The following is a 23919-nucleotide window of genomic DNA, read 5'->3' on the forward strand; positions in this document are numbered from 1 at the left end:
CGCTGGATTGGAGGGTGAAATTCAGGCGCCCACAGCCCGCAAGGCCGCAGGCTTGGTCAGGCTGGTGTTGACGCGCGCGAGCTGACGCATCTCTGCAAGTCCGAGGAGATAGCAAACAACCGATTCGCCACCGCGGTTTTCGTTGGCACGATCGGGGTGCAATCCATCGCGGCAACTTCCAGTTTGCGAATCGACCAACGCTACCGACAGATCGTTGCTGCCGAGAAACCAGCCGAAGGCGCGCGCTGCCATGGCCTTCCATTCGGCATCGCCGCTCGCACGCCAGGCCGCAAGGCAGGCTGCGATCGTCGCCGTTGCTTCCACGGGCTGCTGATCGAAGGCACGGGGATGTTGCCGCTGCTCGCCGAACCCGGCGGTGCCGACCGGCCGGAAATGACCTGCTGCTGTGGTTTGTTGCGTCATGAGCCAGCGCAGGGACCTCAATCCAGCATCGAAATATTCTGGCACTTTCGTCGCCACGCCCGTCAGCATCAAGGCCTGCGGCAGCCGCGCGTTGTCGTAAGCCAGCCCTTCTTCAAACCACACCCAGTCCGGCGTCTCGACACACGCCAGGCAAGACATCAAGCGGTCGGCAAGAGACAGCCGGATCTCCCTGGCGTGGAGATCGTCCGGCGTCACTGCGCAATAGGCGTCCAGGCCCAGAAGCATGAATGCCCACGCTCGCGGTGAACGAAAGCTCTCCGCAGTCGACAATGCCTCGGCGAACAAGGCAGCGGCCCATCGGCGCCGCGACGGGCTCAGATCACTGCGCGCGGCCTCGCCCAAGGCCCATAGCGTTCGCCCATGGCTGTCTTCGGAACCTTTGTCTTCAAGCCAGCTTCGATTGAAGCCCATGAAATTGCGAAACTGCCTGGTATCGGGGTTCCACGCGTGCTGCACGAAAGCCGCAAAGCGAGTCGTCAACAGCTCCGGCAGCGGCTGTTCGCCCGGATTGTTCAGCGCGCAGGCCAGCAGCAGTGCGCGGGCATTGTCGTCGACGCAATAGCCGTGCGCGCGATCGGGCACCGAATGGACCGCGTGCTGGAACAGGCCGGTATCGTCGCACATCGACAGGAAGTGGCCGATCTGCATGTCCGGCGGCGCGGGACTGCGGAGCTCCGGCGATCCTACATCGGAGCGCGCGAAGAGCTTCGGCCTGTGCGCTTGCCGTACGGTCTCGAAGACCGCGATGTAACGCTCGGCCGTGCGTTCCCATGTCATCGTTCGGCTCGCCGCGTAGGCGCGCCGCGACATCGCCTGCCGGCGAGCGTCATCGGTGAGCAACTTTGCGATTTCGTTGCCGATCGCCGAGGCGTTGCCGAAAGGCACCAGAACGCCGCATCCATCTGCCAGCAGCTCGCGCGCGTGCCAATAGGGCGTCGAAACGACCGGCCTCCCCAGTCCGAAGCTGTAGGCCAGGGTCCCCGACGTCATCTGGGCCTCGTTGAGATAGGGCGTGACGTAAACGTCGCACATCGAGATGAATTCGAGCAGCGTCGCCAGATCGACGAACCGGTCGAGGAACACCACCTGACCGTCTATTCCGAGTTCGCGCGCTCGCGCCATCAGGCCCTCGCGATACCCCTCGCCCTGGTTTCGAACCAGGTTGGGGTGTGTTGCGCCGAGCACGACGTACACCGCATCCGCGCAGCGTTTCAGGATCGACGGCATGGCGTCGATCATGACTTCGATGCCCTTGTTCGGTGACAACAGGCCGAATGTCAGGATGACCGACTTTTCCTCAAATCCGAGCCGCGCCTTCGCTGCGTCGGGCTCGACAAAGGCGACATCGGGAATGCCGTGGGCGATGATCTCGATCTTGTCCTCCGGCACCAGATAGATACCGCGCAACAGTTCGCGCCCCTTGTCGGCCATTACCACGACCTTCGACGACAAATCGACGATGCGCTCCATGACCATACGTTGCCTGGCCGTCGGATCGGCCAGCACGGTATGGAACGTCGTCACCACCGGCATGGTAAGGCGCGACAGCAGCACGAGGATATGAGCACCGGCTTCACCGCCGAAAACCCCGAATTCGTGCTGCAGGCACACGATGTCAAACTGACCGGCATTGAGGAAATCCGCGGCGCGCGTGTAATCTTCGAGATTGCCGTCCTTGATCTGAAAAGCGACCGCCAAGGGATAATCATAGACTTGACCGCGATCGGTCATCGCCACGATGCAGGCCTCAAGATCCGGGCGCGAAACCGATATCGCGTTTCGCAGGTCGGTCGTGAAGGTTGCAATTCCGCATCGGCGCGGCAACGAGTTGCCGATAAAGGCGATACGGCGGGGCGATGTCATGTCTGTACCTCGATGATCCGGCTTGATGTCGGAGCGTGCACGGCGCCGGATGCGGCGGCAGATTTGGCCGTTCGTTCTGCGCAATCCTGCAGCAGGGCTGCAATTGGATCAGGTCCCGGATAGGCGATCAAAATACTCATTCCCTCCGGGCCAACCTCGATGCCGGCGCTGTCGGCTTCGGCAAAAATTGCGTCCCCAACGGAGGTAGCGGTCGACCCGATGCGCCCGCTCCCTTCGATCACAAGGATCCAGGTTTCCCGATCGGTATCGAGCGCCCAATGCGAATTCGCCTGAAGATCGATCCGCTCAAGAATGAAATGCAAACTTGCGACGAGAACCTTTCGGACATCGGTGAGACGTCGTGGAGGCGATTGCGTTGGGGGTGGCCCGGCAACCGAGGCCGCCACGGCGCTATCCTCGTGCAGCTCGCGATTCCGGCCAAAGTCGAACAAACGGAATGTCGTATCGCTGCGCTGCTGGATCTCGGCGAGCACGATATCAGCTCCGAGAGCGTGGATTGTGCCGGCGGGGACGAAGATGACGTCGCCCTGCATGACAGGATGCCATTGCGCCAGGCCTGCAATCGAGCCGTCCCCGATCGCTGCGCGCAAAGCCTGCGGCGTAAGATATTGCTTTAGCCCCAGCGCAACCCGCGCCCCTGGCGCCGCCGAAAGGATGTACCAGGCCTCGGTTTTCCCGTTCGGCAGACCGAGGGCGTGCGCAAGCTCATCATTCGGATGAACCTGGATCGACAGGGGTTGGCTGGTAAACAGCAGTTTGAACAGGAGTGCCGGAACCGGCGCGCTGTCGCCCGTACGCTCAAGCCACAATTCTCCAACGGGATCGGCGGAAGCGTCGATGCGGCTCCAGGGACGCAGATCGACGCGCCCCCACGGCTTGCGGGTGATCTGTATCGAGGCTTGCTCGACGGTCATCTAATGTCCTGACCCAAAACGCGCACGTCGATACGACAGCCGTTGGTCGATTCCGCTCGGAAGATTTGGCGTGGCTAAGACGTCGCACTTCGCGACAGGCGCTGTCGCAACGATCCGGTGACGTCATCTATTCAATTGGCTACTCTGACGCCCGATAGCAACCTTTGGACTGGCTGCGCTCTCGTGCGGGCGGTGTCGCAGACCTCAGCAGCCGCGACAGATATTCTTTAGCTTTGCCGCGATTCGAGCGTCTTCCGTAAGCAGCGGATCCTTGTATTCAGCTCGCGGCGCGCGGCTATCGACCGCCGCAGGCTCCCTCGGCTTCGGAGGAAACGCCGCGTCGTAACAGCCGAGGCGCGCGCCCGTGCTTTCGATCGCGCGGCAGTTCGGTTCTGCGGCGAGCGCGCCTTGCGCAAACGTGCCAAGCGCCAAGGCGAGAACAAGCGTCTTCATGTTGGTGCCTTTCTGGGCAATGTTCAAACTGAACATCCCATCATCTTTCCTTTGCCCGCCGACTGCTGCCTCGCTCGCCTTCGGTCGAGCAGTGCTCCCGGCGAGGTATCGACGCAGCCGTTGACGAGCTGCCGGCGCTTCTTCACGTTTCGAGCTGATCGAACTCATCAGGCATCAGGACCTGGCCTCGCGGCGTGCATATCCGCACGTCCATATAGCCGTCCTGCAGAAGCTCCCTTGCCTTTGACAAAGCAGCAGCCATCGTGGCGCGGCCAAGGTTGACGCGACCGAATTGATGGTTTCCGCTGACCAGGTATTGGAGCTGCGTCGTCTTATCCATGCAAGGCGGCCGCAGCAGCCACCAGGAGCAGAAGAAATAACGGGACGATCACCGGCGGCACGATCCAATCGGCCAGGCGAAATTGAGACACGTATGCTCCTCGTCTTTTTGGCGGGAGCCCTACGTTACCCTCAGTCACCGGTGAATGCCGTGGATGGGCGGTGATGACGCGACTCTACGCTCAGGTCCGGCAAATAGCGAGCTTTTAAAACCTGGCGCGGCAACAGCGCCAGGTCCATGGCGCCCCGGACCATGCAAGCGCCCTAGCTGCCTGAACGCTCCGTCAACCGCGCGCGGATATCCGGCTTCAGCACCTTGCCGACCTTGGAGCGCGGAAGATCGTCCCAGACCTCGATCTGCTTCGGCGTCTTGATGCTGCCGATCTGTTGCTTGACGAAGGCGGCCAGCGCTGACGCGTCGACCTGGTGGCCGGCGCGCGGCTGCACCACCGCGACGATCCGCTCGCCCCATTTGTCATCGGCTAACCCGATCACCGCGCAGTCCTGCACCGCCTCGTGGGCGCGCAACGCGTTCTCGACCTCGATCGAGTAGACGTTGAAGCCGCCGGTGATGATCATGTCCTTGGCGCGATCGACGATGTAGAGATAGCCATCGCCGTCGATGTAGCCGATATCGCCAGTATGGTGCCAGCCATGCGCCGAGGCTTCCGCCGTAGCCTGCGGGTTCTTGTAGTAACCCTCCATCACCAGCGAACCGCGGACCACGATTTCGCCGCGCGATCCGGCCGGTACGAGCTTGCCGTCGCCATCCATGATGCCGGCCTGCACCAGCGGGCTGATCCGTCCGGCGGACGATAGCCGCTCCATCGCGATCGTGCCGTCCGGATTGTAGTGATCGGCCGGCGCCATCATCGAGATCATCATCGGCGCCTCGGTCTGGCCGAACAGCTGCGCCATCGGCCCGATCCGCCGCAAGGCTTCAGCGAGCCGCGCCGCCGAGATCGGCGCTGCGCCATACCAGAAGCATTGCAGCGAGCCGAGCTCGGCCGCATCGAGCTTGGGATGATCGAGCAGCATGTAGATCACGGTCGGCGGCAGGAAGGTGTGGGTGACGCTGTAACGGGCGATCAGCGCCAGGAACTCGCCAATGTCAGGGTGGTGCATGATCACGATGCGGCCGCCGAGCGTCATGATCGGAAAACACAGCACGCCCGCGGCATGCGTCAGCGGCGCCAGCGCGAGATAGACCGGACGGCCCTTGAACGGATAGCCCATCAAGGTCAGCGCGGTCATCGCCTCGATGTTGCGCCCCGACAGCATCACGCCCTTGGGCTTGCCGGTGGTGCCGCCGGTGCCCGGGATCATCGCGAGATCATCGATCGTCCCGCGTTCATAGTGATCGTCGGCGAGACCGCTCAGCCAGCGGTCGAACGACGGCGCGAACGGCAGCTCGGTATCGAGGCAGACCAGCGTGCGCAGCTTGGGCAGGTCCTGCCTGACCGCCTCGACCATCGGCGCAAAGCTCGAATGGAACAGCAGCAGGCTGCAATCGAACTGGTCGAGGATGAACTTGTTCTCGGCCGCCTCGTTGCGCGGGTTGATCGGGCACCACACGGCAGCGGCGCGCGAGATGCCGAACACGCAGGCGAAGGCGAGCGGATCGTTGCCGGACAGGATCGCGACCTTGTCGCCGGGCGCGACGCCGGATCGGTCGAGCCCGCGCGCGATCCGGTAACTCAGCCTTTGCACCTCGCCATAGCCGAGGTCGCCTCCGTCCATGGTGAGGCACGGCGCCTCGGCGCCGAGCGAGGCGCCCTTGTCGAGATAGTCGATGAAGCGCATGGCGGGCCTCGCGCGAGAGGCGGGTGGCGCGAACAACCGCGCCACCCGCGATTGACTCAGTCGTGCACAGTCAGGACCGGCTTGCCGACAAGCCCGAAACTGCGCAATTGCCCGAGCAGTTCGTGATGGCCGAACGCCTGGCAGCCCGACGCGAAGCCGACACGCTTGGGCGGCTGCTGCAGCAGGTGCGCAGCGGCATAGGCCTGCAGCATGCCGGTCTGCTTGTAGTTGCTGTTGCCGTAGATGACGCAGTGCGCGCGCCCGAGCGGGCCGGAGGCATACACCGAATCCATCGACTTGTTGACGCGCGGGTTCTCGCGCGGTGGCATGGTGTTCATCACGCCGGCAGCAGTCTGCGCCAACGCGGCGTAGCGGTCGTCGGGGTTCATGTTCTTGGTCGCCTCCAGCGCGGCGGCGACGATCTGCGGCACGCCCAGCATCAACGCGCGGTTGAACACGCCGCCCAGCACCTTCACGTTGGCCACGCGCGGATCGTGCTTGAACCACACCGGGTGCGAGGTGCCGCCCCAGGGCAGCGCCAGCGCCAGCTCGTGCTGGCCGGGGATGGCGAGGTTGTAGAGGCCGGCATCGGGCTGATGCTCGACATACTTGTTTTGCTCCAGGTAGTAGGCCTTGGCCATCGCGGCGTTGACCAGGATGGTCTGCGTCGAGGCGATGGTCGGGCTCCCGCCCCAGAACACGGCGATATCAAGCGTGTCGAGGCCGGGCGTCTCCAGGCACAGCTGCGCGGCGATCTCGCCGGTGGTGTACATCTGCGCGATGCCCGGCGCCAGCAGCAGGCCGGCATTGGCGAACCTCTTGCCAAACTCGTGCTCGAGCGTGATCAGCCAGTCCTGCTCGCCTGTCGTGTCGGTGTAGTGGCACTTGGCAGCCAGACAGGCCTGCACCACCTCGACGCCGAACTTGGCGAACGGGCCCACGGTGTTGAGCACCACCGAGGCGCCCTTGAACAATTCAGTCAGTGCGGCCGCGGTGTGCGGCACCGTCACCACCTCATAGTCGGCGGTCTCGATGCCGGCCACGTTCGACTTCATCGCGGCGTCGAGCTTCTCGGCGCTGCGGCCGGCAGCGATGAAGGGGATGTTGTACTCGCGCAGATATTCGCAGACCAGCCGGCCGGTGTAGCCGGAAGCGCCATAGACGATGACGGGCTTCTTCTCGCTCATTGCGATCCTCCGAAATGCTTGTTGTCGGCTTTGTTGCTACATGCCCATGCCGCCATCGACCGGCAGGCCGATGCCGGTGATGAAGCGGGCGTCGTTCGAGCACAGGAACACCGCGGCGTCGGCGATGTCGGAAACCTCGGCGAGCTTGCCGAGCGGCGTCTGCTCCACCACCGAGCCGACGGCGGCGTTGACGTCGGGCGCGAGACCGATCTTCACGATGTCATTGGCGAGCTGCAGGCCCATATCGGTCGGGATCAGGCCGGGATAGATGCAATTGACGCGCACGCCAAAGCCGAGCTTGCCGGCTTCCATCGCCGCGACCCGCGTCATGCGGTCGACCGCGGATTTGGTGCCGGAGTAGACGGCGATGCTCGGGAAGGCGATCGTCGCCGCAACGGAAGCGATGTTGACGATCGCGCCGCCCTTGCCGGCGGCGCCGCCCGGCCGCATCGCGCGGAAGGCGTGCTTCATGCCGAGCACGGTGCCGACGATGTTGACGTCGCACATGCGGCGCGCGTCCTCGGCCTTGATCTCGCTGACCAGCGAGGTGATCTCGATGCCGGCATTGTTGATCAGGATGTCGTAGCCGCCGAGGGTTTCGACCGTCGCGGCGGCGGCCCGCTCCCATTGCGCGTCGTCGGTGACGTCGAGCTTGACGAAGCCGGTCTTCACGCCGGTCTTGGCGATCTCGCCGGCGGTGTCTTTGCCGACGCTTTCGAGAATATCGCCGATCATGACCGCCGCGCCGGATCGCGCCAGCGCCTGCGCGATCGCCGCGCCAATCCCCCGGGCGCCGCCGGTGACCAGGGCTTTCCTGCCTTCAAGGCTCTTCGCACTCATGACGTAGTCCTCCCTTTGCTTGGTGATTGATCGGTGCTGTGGCGATCGGCGGGCCGGCGGCCTTGCGCATTCTCTGCGCATTGGTGGTCACGGCCGGCGTCGGCGGGCGCAGCGATGGCGCGCCCGGCGGTGCATTTCCTCCTGTTTGTCGTTTAGGTCAGCCGTCTTGACGGTTGTCCAAATTATTGCGCCAACCCTCGTCCAGGAACTTGACACTTGTCAAGCCTGAATTTGACAAGTGTCAAATAGGATGGTGTGAAGGGATGGAGCGTGCCGCGGTCCGCGCGGTATAGTCTCAGCAAGGAACAGTCAGACGGAAAGGCACGAGATGGCGCGGCAAGCGACGGGAGCGGCCCAACGCGTGGCGGTGGCGGCCGAGGCGCTGCGCGACGAGAAGTTCAATGCGCGGCGCATCGAGCTTGCGGAAGCCGCGCTGGAAACACTTGGCGAGCTCGGCTTCGCGCGCACCAGCCTGCGCGAGATCGCGCAGAACTCCGCCTTCACGCACGGCGTGTTTCACTACTACTTCAGCGACAAGCTCGACCTGATCTGCTGCTGCGTCCGTCACTACAAGGCGAAATGCGTGACGCGCTACGACGAGGTGGTGACGTCGGCGCAGAGCCGCGACGAATTGACCGAAGGTTTTCTCGCCAAGCTCGCGGCAACGTTGCGGGACGAAGCCCGCATGCACCGGCTCTGGTACGATATGCGCTCGCAGGCGATGTTCGAGCCGGCGTTTCGCAAGGACGTGCTCGAGATCGACAAGAGCCTGGAAGCGATGATCTGGCGCATCGCCACGCGCTACGCCGAGCTCGGCGGCAAGCGGCCGGCATCCTCTCCAGCCGCGCTCTACGCGTTGCTCGACGGCCTGTTCCAGAGCGCGCTGCTCAGGCACCTCGCCAGCGACGAGAAGGCCGTTCCGGATCTGCTCGACGAGGTTCGCCGCCTGCTGCCGACGATCTGCTGAAACGATTGCGAATGTTTCGTAGCCCGGATGAAGCGCAGCGAAAATCCGGGGCTACGCGGCAAAGATCGCAGAATGGCTCCAACCTCCCCTTGAAAAGGGGAGGTCGCTTTGCTCGTCAGAGCAAAGCGGGCGGGGATCTGCTCTCTCCGCAAAACACCGTCGTCTGCGGCCGACCCCCATCCCGACCTTCCCCCTTTCAGGGGAAGGAGAAAACAGGACCTGTAGCCCCAGCTGAAGTGCAGATCCGGACCTGCGTTGGAGTGCGCCAGCGCGTGACGCATCGGCTATGCTCTGATGACAGTGGCGCGAAAACGAATTCGCGATTACGCCGCGCTCGCCGGCGGCAGCGCGAGCACCGAGTAGATCGCCTGCGCGTCGCGCGAGGCACGCAGCTTCTTGGCGACGTCCTGATCGCGCAGCAGGCGGGCGATCCGCGCGAGCGCCTTGAGGTGGTCGGCGCCGGCGCCTTCGGGCGCCAGCAACAGGAAGATCAGATCGACCGGCTGGCCGTCCATCGCCTCGAAATCGATCGGGCGCTCGAGGCGGGCGAAGAAGCCGAACAGCTTCTCCAGCTTGGGCAGCTTGCCGTGCGGAATGGCGACGCCATAGCCGACCGCCGTGGTGCCGAGCTTCTCGCGCTGCAGCAGCACCTCGAAGACGGCGCGCTCGTTCTGCCCGGTCAGAGCCGACGCACGCGCGGCAAGTTCCTGCAGCGCCTGCTTCTTGCTGATGACTTTTAAAGCCGGGAGTATCGCCTCGGGTGCGACCAAATCGGTAATCGGCATTGGGACGTTCCGAGGTGAATGAACCGTCAGGTTGCGAAATAGGCTTTACAGCGGCGGCGTCAAGAAGTTGAGGTGGGATGCGGGCTTAGCCCGGGTCCAGCTGGCAGGGCTTCTACTCCAACGTATCGGCGGTGCCAACACCTGCGAACCCTGTTCCGCCCCCTTATTGCTGGAGGCGGCGGACCATAAGCAGGGCCGGCTTCGGACGTCAATGCCATCTCTCGTATATCCTCAGGGGCTCACCGCCGGCGGATCGACCCAGCCGACATTGCCGTCCGTACGGCGGTAAATGATGTTCACCCGGCCGCTGCCGCCATGCTGGAACACCAGGCAGGAGGCGCCGGACAGGTCGAGCTCCATCACCGCTTCACTGACCGACAGCCGCTTCAGCGCGGTGGTTGCCTCGGCAATGATCACCGGGCTGTATTCGGTGACCTCGTCGTCGTTCTCGGGCGCCTCGATGACGTAGCTCGGCGCGTCGAGCCCGACGCCGTTCAATTCGGCAAGCGCTGCGTTGGCGGCATAGGTCTTGCGGTGGGAGCGATCCTTGAGCCGGCTCTTGTAACGGCGCAGGCGCTTCTCGATCATCAGGAGCGCAACATCCGCGCTGGCATAGGCGTCGACGGCGTTGGATTCGGCTTCCAGCGTGATGCCGGAATCCAGATGCAGCGAGCAATCGGTTCGGAAGCCGAAGCCATCCTTGCTCAGCGTGATGTGACCGGAATAGTTGCCATCAAAATACTTTCGCAGGACCTCGTCGGTGCGCTCGCTGACGCGCGCGCGAAGCGCCTCGCCGATGCTGATGCTCTTTCCCGAGATACGAAGGGTCATTTGATGCCTCAATTGCTGGATGCCTCGATCACTCTTGCAGGAGCGTGATGCTTGCTGGGATTCCGGTCACCTTCCTTCCTGGACGACGCTTCACCTGGAAAGGTTGAGACTATCGCGATTTGACGCGAACGCAACGAGCGCATGGTCCGGTCCGTACTTGGACGGGGTCATGCTCAAAGAGTAACCTAAACGGGGGCTGTATCGCGCGACCGGTCGGACGAGGAGGCGGGAGCCGAAAGGGCGTTGCCAAGCATGCTCTGTTTGTCACGGCGGCGCTGCACCGAAGATGGGATCCGCATCGCTTCGCGGTACTTCGCGACGGTGCGGCGGGCAATATCAATGCCCGAGGCGCGCAAACGTTCCACGATCGTGTCGTCGGACAGGATCGCCGACGGCGCCTCGCCGTCGATCAGTTGCTTGATGTGGTGACGCACCGCTTCGGCCGAATGCGCCTCGCCGCCGTCGGCGGACGCGATCGAGGCGGTGAAAAAATACTTCAATTCAAAACTGCCGCGATTGGTCGCCATGTATTTGTTGGCGGTGACGCGCGACACCGTCGATTCATGCATCTGGATCGCATCCGCCACCGCCTTCAGATTGAGCGGCCTCAAGTGCGCGACGCCATAGGTGAAGAACCCGTCCTGCTGGCGGACGATTTCGGTCGCGACCTTCAGGATGGTGCGGGCGCGCTGATCGAGCGCGCGCACCAGCCAGGTCGCGTTCTGCAGGCAGTCGGTGAAGTACGACTTGTCACCGTCCTTGCGGATCGTCTTCGACAGTTCAGCGTAATAGGTCTGATTGACCAGCACGCGTGGCAGAGTGTCGCTATTGAGCTCGACATGCCAGCCGCCGTCGGGGCCGGGACGGACATAGACGTCGGGCACCATGGTCTGCGTCCGCGCGGTGCCGAACTTCAGACCGGGCTTCGGATCGAGCCGGCGGATCTCCGCGATCATGTCGGTGATGTCTTCGTCGTCGACACCGCAGAGCTTTCGCAAGGCCGCGATGTCGCGCTTGGCGAGCAGGTCGAGATGCTCGACCAGCGCCTGCATCGCCGGATCGTAGCGATCGAGCTCACGCAGCTGGATCGCCAGGCACTCGCTCAGGTTTCGCGCGCACACGCCCGGCGGATCGAATTTCTGCAGCACCGCGACGACCTCGTCGACCACCTGCTGCGACGCACCGAGCCGCTCGGCGGCCTGGCCGAGATCTGCGGGCAAATAGCCGGCGTCGTCGACCAGGTCGATCAGATACTGCCCGATCATGCGCTGCGCCGGCGCCGAGAACGCCACCGCAAGCTGTTCGGCGAGATGGTCGGCGAGCGTCAGCTCGGCGGCCACGAAGGCTTCGAGATTGTACTCGTCGTCGCTGGAGGCGCCACCGCCCCATTCGGTATAGACCGACGGCGGCGCGTCCTGCGCGGCGCGCGCCGCAGCCTCCGCCGGCTCCTCGGAGAACACGTTGTCGAGACCGGTATCCAGCGTCTGCTCGATCTCGGCGCGGGTGCCGAGGTCGCGGTTCATCCATTCCTCCTGGCCGGGCTCGAAGGCGGTCTCGCCGCCCGAGCCTGCCGCCATGTCGGAATGGTCGCCGTCATCCCCGTAGCTGCTGGAACCTTCGGAATCGCCGTAATCGGACCGTTCCATGGCCGGCTCGCCCGCCACTGGCGGTTCCGGCCCGTCGGCGGCGCGATCGAGCAGCGGGTTGCGCTCCAGCTCTTCCTCGACAAAGGCCGACAGATCGAGGTTCGACAGTTGCAGCAGCTTGATCGCCTGCATCAGCTGCGGCGTCATCACCAGCGACTGCGACTGGCGGAACTCTAGTCTTTGCGTCAGCGCCATGGAGGCAAAATCGATCCCAAAAGTTGGCTCGATTCTTGCTTATCCTACTCTCGGACAGATGTATATGGCTTGACGGATCAGAATGTTGCGCTAGAGGCGGAACTCTTCGCCAAGGTAAAGGCGCCGTACGTCCGGATCGTTGACGATCTCCTCCGGGCTTCCCTCAGTCAAGATCTCACCGGCATAGACGATGTAGGCGCGGTCGGTCAGGCCGAGCGTCTCGCGGACATTGTGGTCGGTAATGAGCACGCCGATGCCGCGGTTGGTGAGATGGCGGACGAGGTCCTGGATGTCGCCGACCGCGATCGGGTCGATGCCGGCGAACGGCTCGTCGAGCAGCATGTAGTTCGGGCGTGTCGCCAGCGCGCGCGCGATCTCGACACGGCGGCGCTCGCCGCCGGACAGCGCGATCGACGGGCTTTTGCGCAGCCGCGTGATGTTGAATTCGTCGAGCAGCGAATCGAGCTCATGCTCGCGCTTCTTCTTCGAGGGCTCGACGACCTCGAGCACGGCACGGATGTTCTGCTCGACCGAGAGGCCGCGGAAAATCGAAGCTTCCTGCGGCAGATAGCCGATGCCGAGCCGCGCGCGCTGATACATCGGCAGCTTGGTGACGTCATGGCCGTCGAGCTCGATCGCGCCGCGATCGGCCTTGATCAGACCGGTGATCATGTAGAACACGGTGGTCTTGCCGGCGCCGTTGGGGCCGAGCAGGCCGACCGCTTCGCCGCGGCGCACATAGATGCTGACGCCGCGCACGACCTGGCGGCTGCCAAAACTCTTTTCCACGCTATGCACAGCCAGATAGCCTGGCCGCTTGATCAGCTGTGGCGCAGCCGGAGCGCTGTTCCTCGCGGGCCGCGTGCGCGCCGGCGCTGCAGCGGGCTGCGACCGCGGCAACTCGACGTCGGGAACGGGGGCGGCGCGCGCCATCGGCGGCGCGTCGCGCACCGGTGACGTCAGCATCTCGCCGAAGGAATCGCCGAGCGCCGTGATGTCGTCATGCGAGCGCGCAAATCCGGTGCTGCGTTTCGCAGGGCGCCGCCGGAACATGCCGAGAAAATCCACCATCCCCGCTTCGCTTCAGCCTTTCACGGTAATCCGGCGACTTTGCCTGCGGACCAATTGATTCGCACGCGAAGGCGCAAGCATGATCCGGAAATCTGGATTCCGGCCTCCCCTCGCGACAACAGCGGACGCGTTTGCGCGGAGATCATGCTCAAACAACACGGCAAGGCGCGATCACCCGCGCCTTGAATGAATGGATGCCCTGACCGGCCAACATGACTCCCCTCAAGGCGCATCGTTCGGCCGGGCCGCTGCAGTAGATACAGCCTCACCCCGCGCGCTTCAACCTCGCGGTCGCAAAATATTATCTAATGCATTGATTTATCTTGATTTTGGTGGTTTGGCGGAAGCTGACGGGGGGCTTACGGGTGCGGTCGGCGCCGACGCGCCGCTGCAGTCCTGTCCCTGAGCGACCATGGCCTGCACCCTGCCGGTGTCGGATTCCACGCGCGAGACGCCGGTCGTCATGTCCACAAGCAGGCGATCGCCGCGCACCACGTTCTGGCACTGGGTCAGCACCACCTGGCTGCCGCTGCCGCCGAGCATGCTGATCAAATTGTTCTTGGTGTCGAAGATCGCGGTCGTGCCGGTGACGACCTGATCCTTCTGGGTCACGACGACATCGCCCTTCGCTTCCAGCCGCTTGATCGAGGACGCGCCGGCGGGGCCGGGCGTCGCCGGTTGCACCGCAGTATCCTTGGGCGGGTCCTTGGATGCGGTGGCCCCCGGGGCAGCCGCCGGTGGCTGGGAAGATTTATCCTCGTAGAACACGACCAGGATCTTCGAGGTCATGGTGGTGTCGCCCTGCACGACCTTCACATTGCCGGAGAAAGTCGCCTCCTTCTTCTTGTCACGCATTTCGAGCACGGCCGCCTCGATCTTGACCGGCTGGTTGCGGTTCTGCGCGAAGCCCTGCATGGCATTGGGCACGGACGCAGTGCCCTGTCCGCGCGCGGTGTCGGACGCCATCAGAGCGAGGACGGCTGTGATTGCGGCGCGCGCAAGCAGCATCGGCATGACGATCCTCGCGCCACCGGCGCCTATTTTGGCTTGCCCGGGATGAGCTGAAGCGGCGACGGCGCCGCTGGGGCAGCAGGAGCGGCGGCAGGGGCTGCGCCAGGGGCGGGCGGCGTTGCGCAGCCTCCCTTGCCGCTCTGGCCGCCCTGGGACTGGATGAACAGGCCCTGCACCTTGCCGCTGCTGGATTCCACCCGCGAGACGCCGGTGGTCATGTCGACCAGCAGGCGGTCGCCGCGAAGCACGTTCTGGCACTGGGTCAGCACCACCTGGCCGCCGGCGCCGCCGAGCATGGTGATCAGATTGGCCTTGGTGTCGAAGATCGCGGTCTCGCCAGTGACGACCTGGTCCTTCTGGGTCACGACGACATCGCCCTTCGCCTCCAACCGCTTGATCGAGGACGCGCCGCCGGGGCCGGGCGTGGCCGACTGCATCGGCGCAGCCCCCTTGGCGGCCGCGGCCTTGCCGGCCGGCGCAGGTGCCGGCGCCTGGGTCGACTTATCCTCGTAGAACACGACCAGGATCTTCGAGGTCATGGTGGTGTCGCCCTGCACGACCTTCACATTGCCGGCGAAGGTCGCCTCCTTCTTCTTGTCGCGCATTTCGAGCGACGCCGCCTCGATCTGGATCGGCTGGTCGCGGTTCTGCGAAAAGCCCTGCATGGCGTTGGGAACGCCGGTCATCGTGCCCTGCGCGGACGCATGGCTCACTGCGAACAGCGCGAGCAGAGAGGCCGCCATTGCGATGCCATGCGGAAAACGTCTCATCATCAAAATCATTTCGTGTTGGCGGATTTGCGCGCCTTCGGTGGCGGCGGAGGAGGCTGCGCGGGCTCGGCAGGCGGGTTGTTGTCGCCGAGCTTGTCCAGATTCATCACGACATTACCTTCGAACCGCACCAGCTCGCCGCTGTTGTAGATCCGCAGGCGATCGGAGGTCAGCGTGCCCTCGAGCAGCTTGACGTCGACATGCTCGTCCGACGACACATTGCCCTTGTTGATGTCGACGAAGGCCTGCGTCAGCTTCGCTTCATAGCCGGTGGACGATTGCAGGAAGATATCCTGGCGCAGGTCGAGCAATTGCTTCTTGTTGTCGAAGAAGCCGGTACGCGCATCCATCGTCACCGTCGACTGATCCTGCTGCGCCACCTTGGCGCGGATGGTCTTCAGCTCGACATGGTCGGGATCCGTGACGTCCTGGATCGCCGCCTTGGCCCACATTTCATAGGGCCGCCCATCGGCCGAGAAGCCGGCGATATGCGGCGATTCCATCGTGATTTTGGTGCCCGACACCACCAGGTTGTCCATCTCGAGCGGCAGCTTGGGGATCACGTCGTGGAATGGATTGAACACCGAGATGGAGATGATCGAGGCCATCGACAGCCCGACCACCGCGGGCACCGCAATGCGCAGGATCCGCACCATACGGCTGTGCCGCGCGGCAGCGGCAAAGCGCGCCTCGAGGCCCGTGACATAGGCTGGATTCTGAACCGAATTCACCTGAGCTCCAGAGGCGCGAAATCGCCCCTATTCTAGCCGGAGCCGCCCAAATATGCAGCCGGGACCCGGCGTCGCGCCCCCCAGCCGACTTCAACCCGGACCACGCGTGAACAGTTTGGCCGAAACGGGGCGGAATCGCCCCTGCTGCGACGAATTCGGCGCCCATTATGAATGGGCGAAAATGTCCTCGGCCTCCCAGCCGTCGAGATCGAGCCTGGCGCGCGTCGGCAGGAATTCGAAGCATGCCCTGGCAAGATCCGTCCGTCCCTCGCGCGCCAGCATGACATCGAGTCTGTCGCGTAGCGCGTGCAGGTGCAGCACGTCGGAGGCGGCGTAGGCGAGCTGGGCCTCGCTCAGGCTTTGCGCGCCCCAGTCGCTCGACTGCTGCTGCTTCGACAATTCGACGTTCAGCACCTCGCGCACCAGATCCTTCAGGCCGTGGCGGTCGGTGTACGTGCGCGACAGGCGCGAGGCGATCTTGGTGCAATAGACCGGCGCCGGCATCACGCCGAAAGTGTTGTAGAGCACCGCGACGTCGAACCGCGCGAAATGGAAGATCTTGGTGACTTTCGGATTGGCGAGCAGCGCCTTCAGGTTCGGCGAATCGGTGTGTCCCTTCGGAATCTGGATCACGTCGGCGGTGCCGTCGCCGTTCGACATCTGCACCACGCAGAGCCGGTCGCGATGCGGATGCAGTCCCATGGTCTCGGTGTCGATCGCCACCGAATCGGTGTAGCGGGACAGATCGGGCAGGTCGCCGCGATGCAGGCGGATGGTCATGCTGTCAAAAACCTCGTCGAATCGCTGTCGGGACAGGCTATCGCTGGCACAGTTGGTTCACGGTGTAGCGCCATTGTGCAGCGGAGACAATGGCTTGCTGCCCCACACCGTCCGACGCCAGCGCAGCGCTACTGCCAGCTGACGCGCAGCCCGAACCGGCCGGTGATGTCCTCGCGATGCGTCGAGTCCACCGAGGTGGTGTAGCCCGCGCTCGCATAGGCGCTGATCGTACGATTGAGCTGCGCGGAGACGCCGGCGCCGATCTCGACGGCGGTGCCGCGGCTTTGCACGCCGATCAGGTCGGTCGTCGCAAAGGCGATGCTGCGGTCGTTCGCGGCGGTGTGCCAGAGATTGACCTCGAGATAGGGACGCAGCTCGGCGGTGCCGACGACGAAGGTTGCCGGAATGCGGACGCCGAGCCGGCCGGTCAGCGTATCGGCGCTGCCGAGTGCGACGCTGGAGAACATGTCGTTGAAGCTGTCGAACGATTGGCGTTGCCAGATCAGCTGCGCCTGCGGCTCGATCGCGACAAATCGATTCAGCGGGATCGGTACCCCTGATTCCAGCGACGCCGCGACGCCGGTGCCCGATACACGCGCGCCGACCTGGCGATCCGACTGCGGACTGGCACCGTAGAAGCTGCCCATCAGCACGGCGTCGACATACCAGCCCGAGGGGCCGATATGGGTCCAGTAGCCGCCGACATTCTGGCTGTCGATCGAGAGCGTGCCGGTGCGCACATCATTCAAGCCGAGCGCAAAACCGTTAACGGTGCCGCTGGCCCAGCCATAGGCATAGAAGAACCCCGCGCGATCATGATGCTCGGGCGCGGACTGAAAGCGCAGGATGTCGACGCCGACCTGCACGCCGGCCATGGTGCCGTCGAACGAGGGGCTGACCGTGCCGGCCCAGCTCTGCGAGCTGCGCGAGCCATAGGCGCGCGCCCACGCTGCCGGCTGCTCGCCGCTGCCGGTCAGCAGGGCCTGATCGCCCTGGCGCTGATGGAAGGTGCCGAGCGTCGCAAGCCCGAGCTTCTGCGCGACCTGCGGCAGCGCCGAATAGACCGAGGCTTCCTCGCGATAGAGCTCGACTGGCGCTGCGCCCGCCGCCGGCGGCGTCAGCGCCGACACGTCGGGTGCGAGCGGCGTCGATGGCGGCGGGACCACATCGGGCGATGCCGGCGGCGGCGGCGGAGGCGCAAGCGGCGGCGCAGGCGCAGCCGTGCCGGGCAACAGCGTCGAGCGCAGATACCAGTTGTCGGCGCTGCCCGCGGACACGCCGCCACGGAACAGGAGATATTCGTGCGCGCCGGCCACGACGGCGTTGGTGAGACCGAATGCGCCTGCGGCCGTGGTGCCGCCATTAACGGCCTGCACCACCATGATTCCGTCGGCGGCGGTCAGCGCGCCCGCGCCGCCGGCATTGCTGACGGTGACGGCGGTCGAGCCCGACGCGTTGCCGCCGGAGATGACGAGACGATCCGACGGTGAGCCGTCGCCACCGAGCACGGTGCGCAGAAAGAGTCCGCCGCCATTACCGACATAGTTTCCCGCAATCGTGAGACTGTTCCCAGCGGTGGCGCCGCCATTGGCCAGGTTGATGACGCCAGCATTGGTGACGGTAACAGGCGGACCACCCGGAAACGGCGTGATCGACGGATTGGCGCCGTTACCCGCCAGCAGGCTGGTGCCTGATGCAATCGAGACATTGCCGGTCAGCGAGGTCTGCAGCGTCAGCGAGCCGCTGTTGACGAAGGTGTTGGCGAAGGTGCCGGTGCCGGCCCAGGTCCAGTCAGCGCCTTCCATCGTCAGCGTCTGGAACCGCGCGAACGGGTTGTTCGCCGTGCCGCTGCCCTGCAGCCGTACCTGGTTGTTGCCGCCACCGCCATCGGCAAGGCCTGATATCTGCGAGCCGGTTTGCAGGATCATCGTCACCGCACCGCCGCCGCCCGCGAGCGCCGTGCCGCTGTTGCCGGCGATCAGGCCGGCATTGACGATGGTGGTGGCGCCGTTGAGCGTGCGGATCGCGGGCCCTGACTGGCTGATGATCCGGCCGCCGGCGAAGTTCTCGATGCGGGCGGTGAATGACGATCCCGCGGTGTTGGAGAACACGCCGTCGGCATTGACGCCGCGCGCCTCGATGGTGCCGCTGTTCCGCAGCACGCCGGCATTGCCTTGCATGAACACGGTGTTGTTGGCGGTGCCGCCGGCATCGCCGCCGGTCGTCAGCAGCGTGCCGGTGTTGGTGATATTCGCGAACTGCCCGGCGGAGAAGATCGCGCGCGCCCCCGCCCCCGCCGTGGTGATGGTGCCGCTGTTGGTGAAGGTGTTGCTGTCGCCGGTCTGCACATAGAGGCCGTGCGACTGCGGGCCCTGGGTCGTGATCGTGCCGGTATTGATCAGCGTATTGTTGCTGTGTTGGGTGAGACCGGTGATGGCAAGCCCGCGCGCGGTGCCGTTCTGCGTCGTGATGGTGCCGTTGTTGATCAGCGTGTTGCCGTTGCTGCTGGCGGCGATCGCGTTGCTGCCGGCACCTGTGGTCGAGATCACGCCCGACGCACCGTTGGTGAAGACGTTGCCGTTGCCGCTGCCGAAGATTCCGGTGCCGCCGCCGCTGATCGTCAGCGTGCCGTTGTTGGTGGCGGTGCTGCCGGCGACAAGGCCGATCGCGGTCGCTCCGGCGCCCGGCGTGATGCCGGCGCCCTGCAGCAAGTTCACGGTGACGTTCGAGCTGCCGGCCGCGGCCTGCACGCCCGCCGGCGAGGGATTCGGCGCAGCGGTCGAGCAGGTCACCGTCTGACCGCTCACCGGCGCGAGACTGTCGCAGGCAGCGAACGCCTGCGACGCAGATAGAAGACAGCCGCCACCCAGAGTGCACGACAGGATCGCCGCGAGCCGCGATGAAACCATGCCCTTCTCCAACGTCGGCGCGAACCGAGCCCCCGGCCTCGCGCCCCCTGCTACCCCCTGCCCCGCTCTCAGCGTCGGCTGATCCGCTCCGTTCAAGCTTGAGACGATTTGCAGCGATCTGTTGCGTCATCGCCACAGACGGAACCAGGAGATGCATCGTTGCGATTCACATCCTTGACGTGCGTACACTTTCAAGGTTGCGAAGTATACCACTCAAACGTTGCAGTTGTCGCCCGACACAACCGGAAACAATTGCCGTTGCGTGCCGGACGTCCTGCTTCCCGCATTCTCGCGCCGATTTTGGCCTGGTGCGCACGGCCAAGCCATTCCCCAAGCTCCCGATTTCGATGGAACTGTTGCCCGCGCGCCCCATGAAATCCTCACGTGCCCTCCCTATCTGTGGCCAGCCCCACCCAGCCTCCCAGTGAAATGAGCCTCATGTCGGAACAGACCATCGCCGCGCCGATCGACGACGGCCAGCAGGAGCGCGGCTTTACGCGCTATCAATCGTTCCTGATCGCGCTGCTTGCCTTCACGCAATTCACCCTGATTCTCGACTTCATCATCATGTCGCCGCTCGGCGCCATCCTGATGCCCTCGCTCAACATCACGGCCGGGCAGTTCGGCGTCGCGGTCTCCGCCTACGCTTTCGCCGCCGGATTTTCCGGCATCCTCGCTGCCGGCTTTGCCGATCGCTTCGACCGCAAGCGGCTGCTGCTGTTCTTCTATGTCGGCTTCATGCTCGGTACCGTGCTTTGCGCGGTGGCGCAGAATTTCCACGTGCTGCTGCTCGGCCGCATCGTCACCGGCCTGTTCGGCGGCGTGATCGGGTCCGTCGTGCTTGCGATCGTCACCGACCTGTATCCGCTGCAACAGCGCGGCCGCGCGATGGGCGTGCTGCAGACGGCGTTCGCCGCGAGCCAGGTGCTCGGCGTCCCGGCCGGACTTTTCCTGGCCAATCACTGGAACTGGCACATCTGCTTTGTCGCCATCGTCGGCCTGTCGATCGCGGCAATCGCCGTCATCGCGCTGGTGATGGAGCCGGTCGACGGGCATCTCAAGCTGCAGCATGACAGCAATCCGTTCCGCCATCTGGTCGCAACCGTCGGGCAGCCGCGCTACACGCTGGCCTTCCTGGTGACGACGCTGCTGGCGACCGGCGGCTTCATGCTGATGCCGTTCGGCAGCGCCTTCACCGTGCACAATCTCGGCATCGACATCGTCCATCTGCCGACGATCTATCTGGTCTCCGGCCTGTTCAGCATCCTCATCGGGCCGCTGGTCGGCCGCGCCAGCGACAAATTCGGCAAATATCCGACCTTCGCGTTCGGCTGCGTGGTGTCCGTCATCATGGTGCTGATCTACACCAATCTCGGCCACGTCTCGCTGCTGACCGCGATCGTCGTCAATGTGCTGATGTTCGTCGGCATCTTCTCGCGCATGATCCCGTCACAGGCGTTGATGTCGGCGATCCCCGATGCCAGCCAGCGCGGCTCGTTCAGCGCGGTCTCAGCATCCGTACAACAGTTGTCGGGCGGCTTGGGCTCGGTGTTCGCGGCGGCGATCATCGCCGAGAACCCGGACGGTTCGCTGCTGCACTTCGACCGTCTCGGCTACATCGTCGTTGCCACGACCCTGATCTCGCTGACTGCGATGTATTTCGTGCAGCGGCCGATCGCGCGCCGCGCCGGCCGGCGCATCGTCTGACGGGAGGTGCCGGGCGGTTGACGAAGTTCGACGGCTACATTTGAAGCAGGGAAACGAGAGGAATTGCGCAGAATGCCTTGTCAAGCAAGACCTTGCGAAGGTGCTGCGCAACGCCGCGGAGCTTCGGGTGGTGCTCCACCAACCGCTTGGTGCGATCGACCGCGGACATCACTCCGGCGGCTTGTCGGCCGAGCCTGGTGAGCGGAATGAAACTGTCGAAGAGCGGTTCGTCGTCCTTACAGAACAGCCGCTTGTATTCATGCGAGCCAAGGCCGAAGTCGAAGGCACGATAGTGCCGGCCGGCAAAATGATGGATGATTTCCTGCATCAAGAGCAGGCCGGGGCTGAATTTCGCATTGTCTGACAAAGTGTAGGTGTTGAACATCGTCGAGAAGCGGTGGCCGTCGGCAACCACGGCGAAGATCGCGATCACTTCCTCGTCGCTTTCGAGCGCGTGGATTTCGATGGCACGGCCGCCATGGGGCAGCTTTGTCATGCAGGCGGTGCGGATGAATGTCTCCACGGCGCGTTCGGCGAACACATTGGACAGCTTCCGCTCGGCCAGCCGCTCCGACTTCACGCGAAAGAACCAGTCGAGCAGACGGGCGATGTCGGCGTCGGCAGAGGCGACGTGATAGCGGTAGCCGGTCAGCTCCAGCAGCTTGCGCTGTTTGAGCTTCATGCGGCGGGAGGGATCGCCGATCAGGTTCGCGGTCGTTGCGCCCGGCTCGATTGTGCGCATCGGGCAGTTGAAGACCGGGGGTTCATGAGGCAGCAGCGCCAGCGGATTTTGCACGTCGCGCCACTGGGCCGGCTGTTGGCGCAGCACCAGCACGTCGGCCTCGTCGCGCTTGGCGAGCATCGCGATGACTGCGTTGAGATCGGCCTTCGTGACACCGGCGGCGAACTCGCGATCCCACAGGCCCATGTTGAAGGTTGCGTGCTCGCCGCCCATGAAGCTCGCGCGGCGCACGCCCAGCGCTGTTTGCTGGGCGAGCGGCAGCAAGCCCCGTGGTTGGCCGTCGCCGTCAAGCATAACAACGATGAAAGGCGACAGTCCCGCGCGCTCACCGACCTCACGCTGCCACGGGGCGAGGAAGTCGAACCGCTGAAACGGCGTGATGGAATGGTTCGAGTTCTCAAGACTCCGCCAGATCGTCTCGGCGGCGTCGAGATCGTGGACGATGTCAACGGCGGCGATGCGCGCTGGTTGAGCCCGCGCTGCGTGGCTTTCGATCGCGATCATCCCCTAGCCCTGTCGTAGTGCGTAGTCCCAGCGCAGCTGAGGCCGTCCGGTCGGCGCGCCATCTGAGCGTAATTCGATGTCTGGACAGAAATGGTAAAGTGTCGCAGGCCGAGAGAAGGGGGGTTACCTCCATCGTTTACCTGGTCATGAGGCTATCGGTTCCGTTTTGGCTACACCGACCGTCAGGCTCCTTGTTGACGACGGAACGACGTATTCGGCGGCCGCGTGGTTAACACACCTCACCGTCCATCTCGTGATATCATGGAGCGAAGGTGGACCGCTCGTGCAACCCGGCATTATCGAAATTGCGATCGAGCCTAAGTCGCAAGCCGACCATCAGAGGCTTAAGGCTGCGCTCGCCGAGCTGGCCGCGGAGGATCCCTCCTTCCGCGTGTCGACTGATCCTGAGTCCGGCCAGATCATCCTGAAGGGCATCAGCGAGCTGCAGCTCGACACCAAGATCGACCTCATGAAGCGCGTCCCTGCGCCGTGCCACGATTCAGAATCAAAGCGCGCACAGCGACAGCGTCGTCATCGCAGCAATGGTGCCGCTGATGAACATGTTCGGGTACACGAATGGCCTGCGCGTGGCAGGCCGGGGCCGCGCGACCTTCACCATGCAATTCGATCACTACGCGCCGGCGCCGCCGAACGATGATGACCCGCCGTTTGGTCCTGCGGTTGGAATGCGGGCCTAGACTCGTTTTGCTCGCCGCCGGAAGGCGTTGATAATGAAGATCGGGGACAGAGTTGAAGTCGTGGCTGTTCCGGAGGCGCTGCCGGAAGACAGGGAGACGCGGGCACTATTCATGAGGTGCCTCGGCCGCCATTTTCCAGTCGTCGATCTCAAAGGAGACCTGGTCGAACTCGAAGTCGGCGAGGTCTTGGAGTAGCCAAGCTACATGCACTCCGTTTGGATCGAACGAGACTGCGTCCATGTCGTCTAACGGCTCGGAAATGAGCAACCGACCACGGGTATAGCGCGGAGGGCCAACGGTATAATCGCCGTCTCGCCCCACCCTCGGCGGGCTACGGCTTCGCCGCACCCACCCCTGTGGATGCTGAGTCGTCGGTTAAGAAGCCGATTTGAGTGGTGTGCGGTGGCTGGTGACTGAGAAGAAGGCAGCCAGGAAGAGGTACCAAAGAGCCCTTAGCCAGGCGAGGATGCGGCGGAAGTTGTAACCGACGGCGGAGAGGATGACGTTGGCGGTATCGCCGGCGCGGCCTTTGAGGTAGCAGCGGCCGAGGTGTCCGTCAGCCTTCAAATGGCCGATCACGGGCTCGATAGCGGAGCGGCGCCGCAGCTGGCGCTTGATAGTGCCGAAGACGCCGCGCTTCTGGCCGGAGATGAAGACGCGGCGCGGGTTCTGTGCGTCATGGCCGCGGTATCCCTTGTCGACAAAGGC

General features: G+C 64.2%; 21 protein-coding genes and 2 pseudogenes. 5 read left to right on the forward strand and 18 right to left on the reverse strand.

What is annotated here, in order from left to right:
* Nucleotides 1-21 precede the first annotated feature (21 nt).
* From K359_RS0129165 to K359_RS0129195, 7 genes are all read right to left on the reverse strand, one after another.
* Nucleotides 22-2307 carry a glycosyltransferase family 4 protein gene (locus tag K359_RS0129165; protein WP_029082498.1) on the reverse strand — a complete coding sequence of 762 codons (2286 nt, stop codon included), beginning with the start codon at nt 2305-2307 and terminating at the stop codon, nt 22-24.
* Nucleotides 2304-3242 carry a type I phosphomannose isomerase catalytic subunit gene (locus K359_RS0129170; RefSeq protein WP_029082499.1) on the reverse strand — a complete coding sequence of 313 codons (939 nt, stop codon included), beginning with the start codon at nt 3240-3242 and terminating at the stop codon, nt 2304-2306. The genes K359_RS0129165 and K359_RS0129170 overlap by 4 nt, the downstream gene beginning before the upstream one ends.
* A 204-nt stretch (nt 3243-3446) precedes the next feature.
* A complete protein-coding gene (locus K359_RS64635) occupies nt 3447-3863 on the reverse strand; it encodes a type VI secretion protein (RefSeq protein WP_245284750.1) in 417 nt (138 codons plus the stop codon).
* Nucleotides 3838-4035: a hypothetical protein gene (locus tag K359_RS0129180; RefSeq protein WP_029082501.1), complete on the reverse strand. Its 198-nt coding sequence runs from the start codon at nt 4033-4035 to the stop codon at nt 3838-3840. The genes K359_RS64635 and K359_RS0129180 overlap by 26 nt, the downstream gene beginning before the upstream one ends.
* A gap of 263 nt (nt 4036-4298) precedes the next feature.
* Nucleotides 4299-5837 (reverse strand): AMP-binding protein, encoded by a 1539-nt coding sequence (locus K359_RS0129185; protein ID WP_029082502.1) that lies wholly within the window; start codon nt 5835-5837, stop codon nt 4299-4301.
* A gap of 56 nt (nt 5838-5893) precedes the next feature.
* Nucleotides 5894-7024: a DUF5938 domain-containing protein gene (locus tag K359_RS0129190; protein WP_029082503.1), complete on the reverse strand. Its 1131-nt coding sequence runs from the start codon at nt 7022-7024 to the stop codon at nt 5894-5896.
* A 36-nt stretch (nt 7025-7060) separates the two neighbouring features.
* Nucleotides 7061-7864 carry an SDR family NAD(P)-dependent oxidoreductase gene (locus tag K359_RS0129195; RefSeq protein ID WP_029082504.1) on the reverse strand — a complete coding sequence of 268 codons (804 nt, stop codon included), beginning with the start codon at nt 7862-7864 and terminating at the stop codon, nt 7061-7063.
* A gap of 328 nt (nt 7865-8192) precedes the next feature.
* On the opposite strand from K359_RS0129195, the gene K359_RS0129200 reads away from it, so the two are divergent.
* Nucleotides 8193-8831, forward strand: a complete 639-nt coding sequence (locus tag K359_RS0129200; protein WP_051346469.1) for a TetR/AcrR family transcriptional regulator — start codon at nt 8193-8195, stop codon at nt 8829-8831.
* Between the two features lie 323 nt (nt 8832-9154).
* On the opposite strand, the gene ptsN is transcribed toward K359_RS0129200, so the two are convergent.
* The 9 genes from ptsN to K359_RS57410 all read right to left on the reverse strand — a co-directional run bounded on the left by ptsN (nt 9155) and on the right by K359_RS57410 (nt 19560).
* Nucleotides 9155-9616: a PTS IIA-like nitrogen regulatory protein PtsN gene (gene ptsN / locus K359_RS0129205; RefSeq protein WP_029082506.1), complete on the reverse strand. Its 462-nt coding sequence runs from the start codon at nt 9614-9616 to the stop codon at nt 9155-9157.
* Between the two features lie 231 nt (nt 9617-9847).
* On the reverse strand, nt 9848-10447 hold the full coding sequence (hpf, locus tag K359_RS0129210; RefSeq protein WP_029082507.1) for a ribosome hibernation-promoting factor, HPF/YfiA family: 600 nt from the start codon (nt 10445-10447) through the stop codon (nt 9848-9850).
* Nucleotides 10448-10632: 185 nt separating this feature from the next.
* Nucleotides 10633-12288, reverse strand: a complete 1656-nt coding sequence (rpoN, locus tag K359_RS0129215) for an RNA polymerase factor sigma-54 (RefSeq protein WP_029082508.1) — start codon at nt 12286-12288, stop codon at nt 10633-10635.
* A 90-nt stretch (nt 12289-12378) separates the two neighbouring features.
* Nucleotides 12379-13359 (reverse strand): LPS export ABC transporter ATP-binding protein, encoded by a 981-nt coding sequence (lptB, locus tag K359_RS0129220; protein WP_029082509.1) that lies wholly within the window; start codon nt 13357-13359, stop codon nt 12379-12381.
* A gap of 318 nt (nt 13360-13677) precedes the next feature.
* The gene (locus tag K359_RS0129225) at nt 13678-14373 is read right to left on the reverse strand and encodes an LptA/OstA family protein (RefSeq protein ID WP_035977303.1); all 696 of its coding nucleotides are present in this window, start codon (nt 14371-14373) and stop codon (nt 13678-13680) included.
* Between the two features lie 23 nt (nt 14374-14396).
* A complete protein-coding gene (locus tag K359_RS0129230; protein WP_156928711.1) occupies nt 14397-15152 on the reverse strand; it encodes an LptA/OstA family protein in 756 nt (251 codons plus the stop codon).
* Nucleotides 15149-15871 carry an LPS export ABC transporter periplasmic protein LptC gene (gene lptC / locus K359_RS0129235; protein WP_029082512.1) on the reverse strand — a complete coding sequence of 241 codons (723 nt, stop codon included), beginning with the start codon at nt 15869-15871 and terminating at the stop codon, nt 15149-15151. Before lptC ends, K359_RS0129230 begins: the two co-directional genes overlap by 4 nt.
* A 165-nt stretch (nt 15872-16036) precedes the next feature.
* On the reverse strand, nt 16037-16651 hold the full coding sequence (locus K359_RS0129240) for a ribonuclease D (protein ID WP_029082513.1): 615 nt from the start codon (nt 16649-16651) through the stop codon (nt 16037-16039).
* A 128-nt stretch (nt 16652-16779) separates the two neighbouring features.
* A complete protein-coding gene (locus K359_RS57410) occupies nt 16780-19560 on the reverse strand; it encodes an autotransporter outer membrane beta-barrel domain-containing protein (RefSeq protein ID WP_051346470.1) in 2781 nt (926 codons plus the stop codon).
* 438 nt (nt 19561-19998) lie between these two features.
* Here K359_RS57410 and K359_RS0129250 point away from each other — a divergent pair, with 438 nt between their 5' ends.
* Complete coding sequence (locus K359_RS0129250; protein WP_029082514.1) at nt 19999-21267, forward strand: MFS transporter; 1269 nt, start codon at nt 19999-20001, stop codon at nt 21265-21267.
* A 34-nt stretch (nt 21268-21301) separates the two neighbouring features.
* On the opposite strand, the gene K359_RS53270 is transcribed toward K359_RS0129250, so the two are convergent.
* Entirely contained in the window at nt 21302-22513 is a 1212-nt protein-coding gene (locus K359_RS53270) for a GNAT family N-acetyltransferase (protein ID WP_051346471.1), read from the reverse strand.
* Nucleotides 22514-22808: 295 nt separating this feature from the next.
* Here K359_RS53270 and K359_RS66245 point away from each other — a divergent pair.
* The 3 genes and pseudogenes from K359_RS66245 to K359_RS61625 form a co-directional block, all read left to right on the forward strand.
* Nucleotides 22809-22991, forward strand: a pseudogene (locus K359_RS66245) (hypothetical protein); the annotation flags it as partial.
* Between the two features lie 64 nt (nt 22992-23055).
* Entirely contained in the window at nt 23056-23211 is a 156-nt protein-coding gene (locus K359_RS66250; RefSeq protein ID WP_371261198.1) for a hypothetical protein, read from the forward strand.
* 33 nt (nt 23212-23244) lie between these two features.
* Entirely contained in the window at nt 23245-23406 is a 162-nt protein-coding gene (locus tag K359_RS61625; RefSeq protein WP_156928712.1) for a hypothetical protein, read from the forward strand.
* Nucleotides 23407-23586: 180 nt separating this feature from the next.
* Here K359_RS61625 and K359_RS53275 read toward each other — a convergent pair.
* Nucleotides 23587-23919 (reverse strand): annotated as a pseudogene (locus K359_RS53275) (IS5/IS1182 family transposase); the annotation flags it as partial.

The sequence above is a fragment of the Bradyrhizobium sp. th-b2 genome, assembly GCF_000426785.1.
Taxonomy (GTDB): Bacteria; Pseudomonadota; Alphaproteobacteria; order Rhizobiales; family Xanthobacteraceae; genus Bradyrhizobium; species Bradyrhizobium septentrionale.

Coding starts and splice junctions, on each gene's coding strand:
- K359_RS0129165 (WP_029082498.1), bottom strand. CDS start 2,307: ATGACATCGCCCCGCCGTATCGCCTTTATCGGCAACTCGTTGCCGCGC.
- K359_RS0129170 (WP_029082499.1), bottom strand. CDS start 3,242: ATGACCGTCGAGCAAGCCTCGATACAGATCACCCGCAAGCCGTGGGGG.
- K359_RS64635 (WP_245284750.1), bottom strand. CDS start 3,863: ATGAGTTCGATCAGCTCGAAACGTGAAGAAGCGCCGGCAGCTCGTCAA.
- K359_RS0129180 (WP_029082501.1), bottom strand. CDS start 4,035: ATGGATAAGACGACGCAGCTCCAATACCTGGTCAGCGGAAACCATCAA.
- K359_RS0129185 (WP_029082502.1), bottom strand. CDS start 5,837: ATGCGCTTCATCGACTATCTCGACAAGGGCGCCTCGCTCGGCGCCGAG.
- K359_RS0129190 (WP_029082503.1), bottom strand. CDS start 7,024: ATGAGCGAGAAGAAGCCCGTCATCGTCTATGGCGCTTCCGGCTACACC.
- K359_RS0129195 (WP_029082504.1), bottom strand. CDS start 7,864: ATGAGTGCGAAGAGCCTTGAAGGCAGGAAAGCCCTGGTCACCGGCGGC.
- K359_RS0129200 (WP_051346469.1), top strand. CDS start 8,193: ATGGCGCGGCAAGCGACGGGAGCGGCCCAACGCGTGGCGGTGGCGGCC.
- ptsN (WP_029082506.1), bottom strand. CDS start 9,616: ATGCCGATTACCGATTTGGTCGCACCCGAGGCGATACTCCCGGCTTTA.
- hpf (WP_029082507.1), bottom strand. CDS start 10,447: ATGACCCTTCGTATCTCGGGAAAGAGCATCAGCATCGGCGAGGCGCTT.
- rpoN (WP_029082508.1), bottom strand. CDS start 12,288: ATGGCGCTGACGCAAAGACTAGAGTTCCGCCAGTCGCAGTCGCTGGTG.
- lptB (WP_029082509.1), bottom strand. CDS start 13,359: ATGGTGGATTTTCTCGGCATGTTCCGGCGGCGCCCTGCGAAACGCAGC.
- K359_RS0129225 (WP_035977303.1), bottom strand. CDS start 14,373: ATGCCGATGCTGCTTGCGCGCGCCGCAATCACAGCCGTCCTCGCTCTG.
- K359_RS0129230 (WP_156928711.1), bottom strand. CDS start 15,152: ATGATTTTGATGATGAGACGTTTTCCGCATGGCATCGCAATGGCGGCC.
- K359_RS0129240 (WP_029082513.1), bottom strand. CDS start 16,651: ATGACCATCCGCCTGCATCGCGGCGACCTGCCCGATCTGTCCCGCTAC.
- K359_RS57410 (WP_051346470.1), bottom strand. CDS start 19,560: ATGGTTTCATCGCGGCTCGCGGCGATCCTGTCGTGCACTCTGGGTGGC.
- K359_RS0129250 (WP_029082514.1), top strand. CDS start 19,999: ATGTCGGAACAGACCATCGCCGCGCCGATCGACGACGGCCAGCAGGAG.
- K359_RS53270 (WP_051346471.1), bottom strand. CDS start 22,513: ATGATCGCGATCGAAAGCCACGCAGCGCGGGCTCAACCAGCGCGCATC.
- K359_RS66250 (WP_371261198.1), top strand. CDS start 23,056: ATGGTGCCGCTGATGAACATGTTCGGGTACACGAATGGCCTGCGCGTG.
- K359_RS61625 (WP_156928712.1), top strand. CDS start 23,245: ATGAAGATCGGGGACAGAGTTGAAGTCGTGGCTGTTCCGGAGGCGCTG.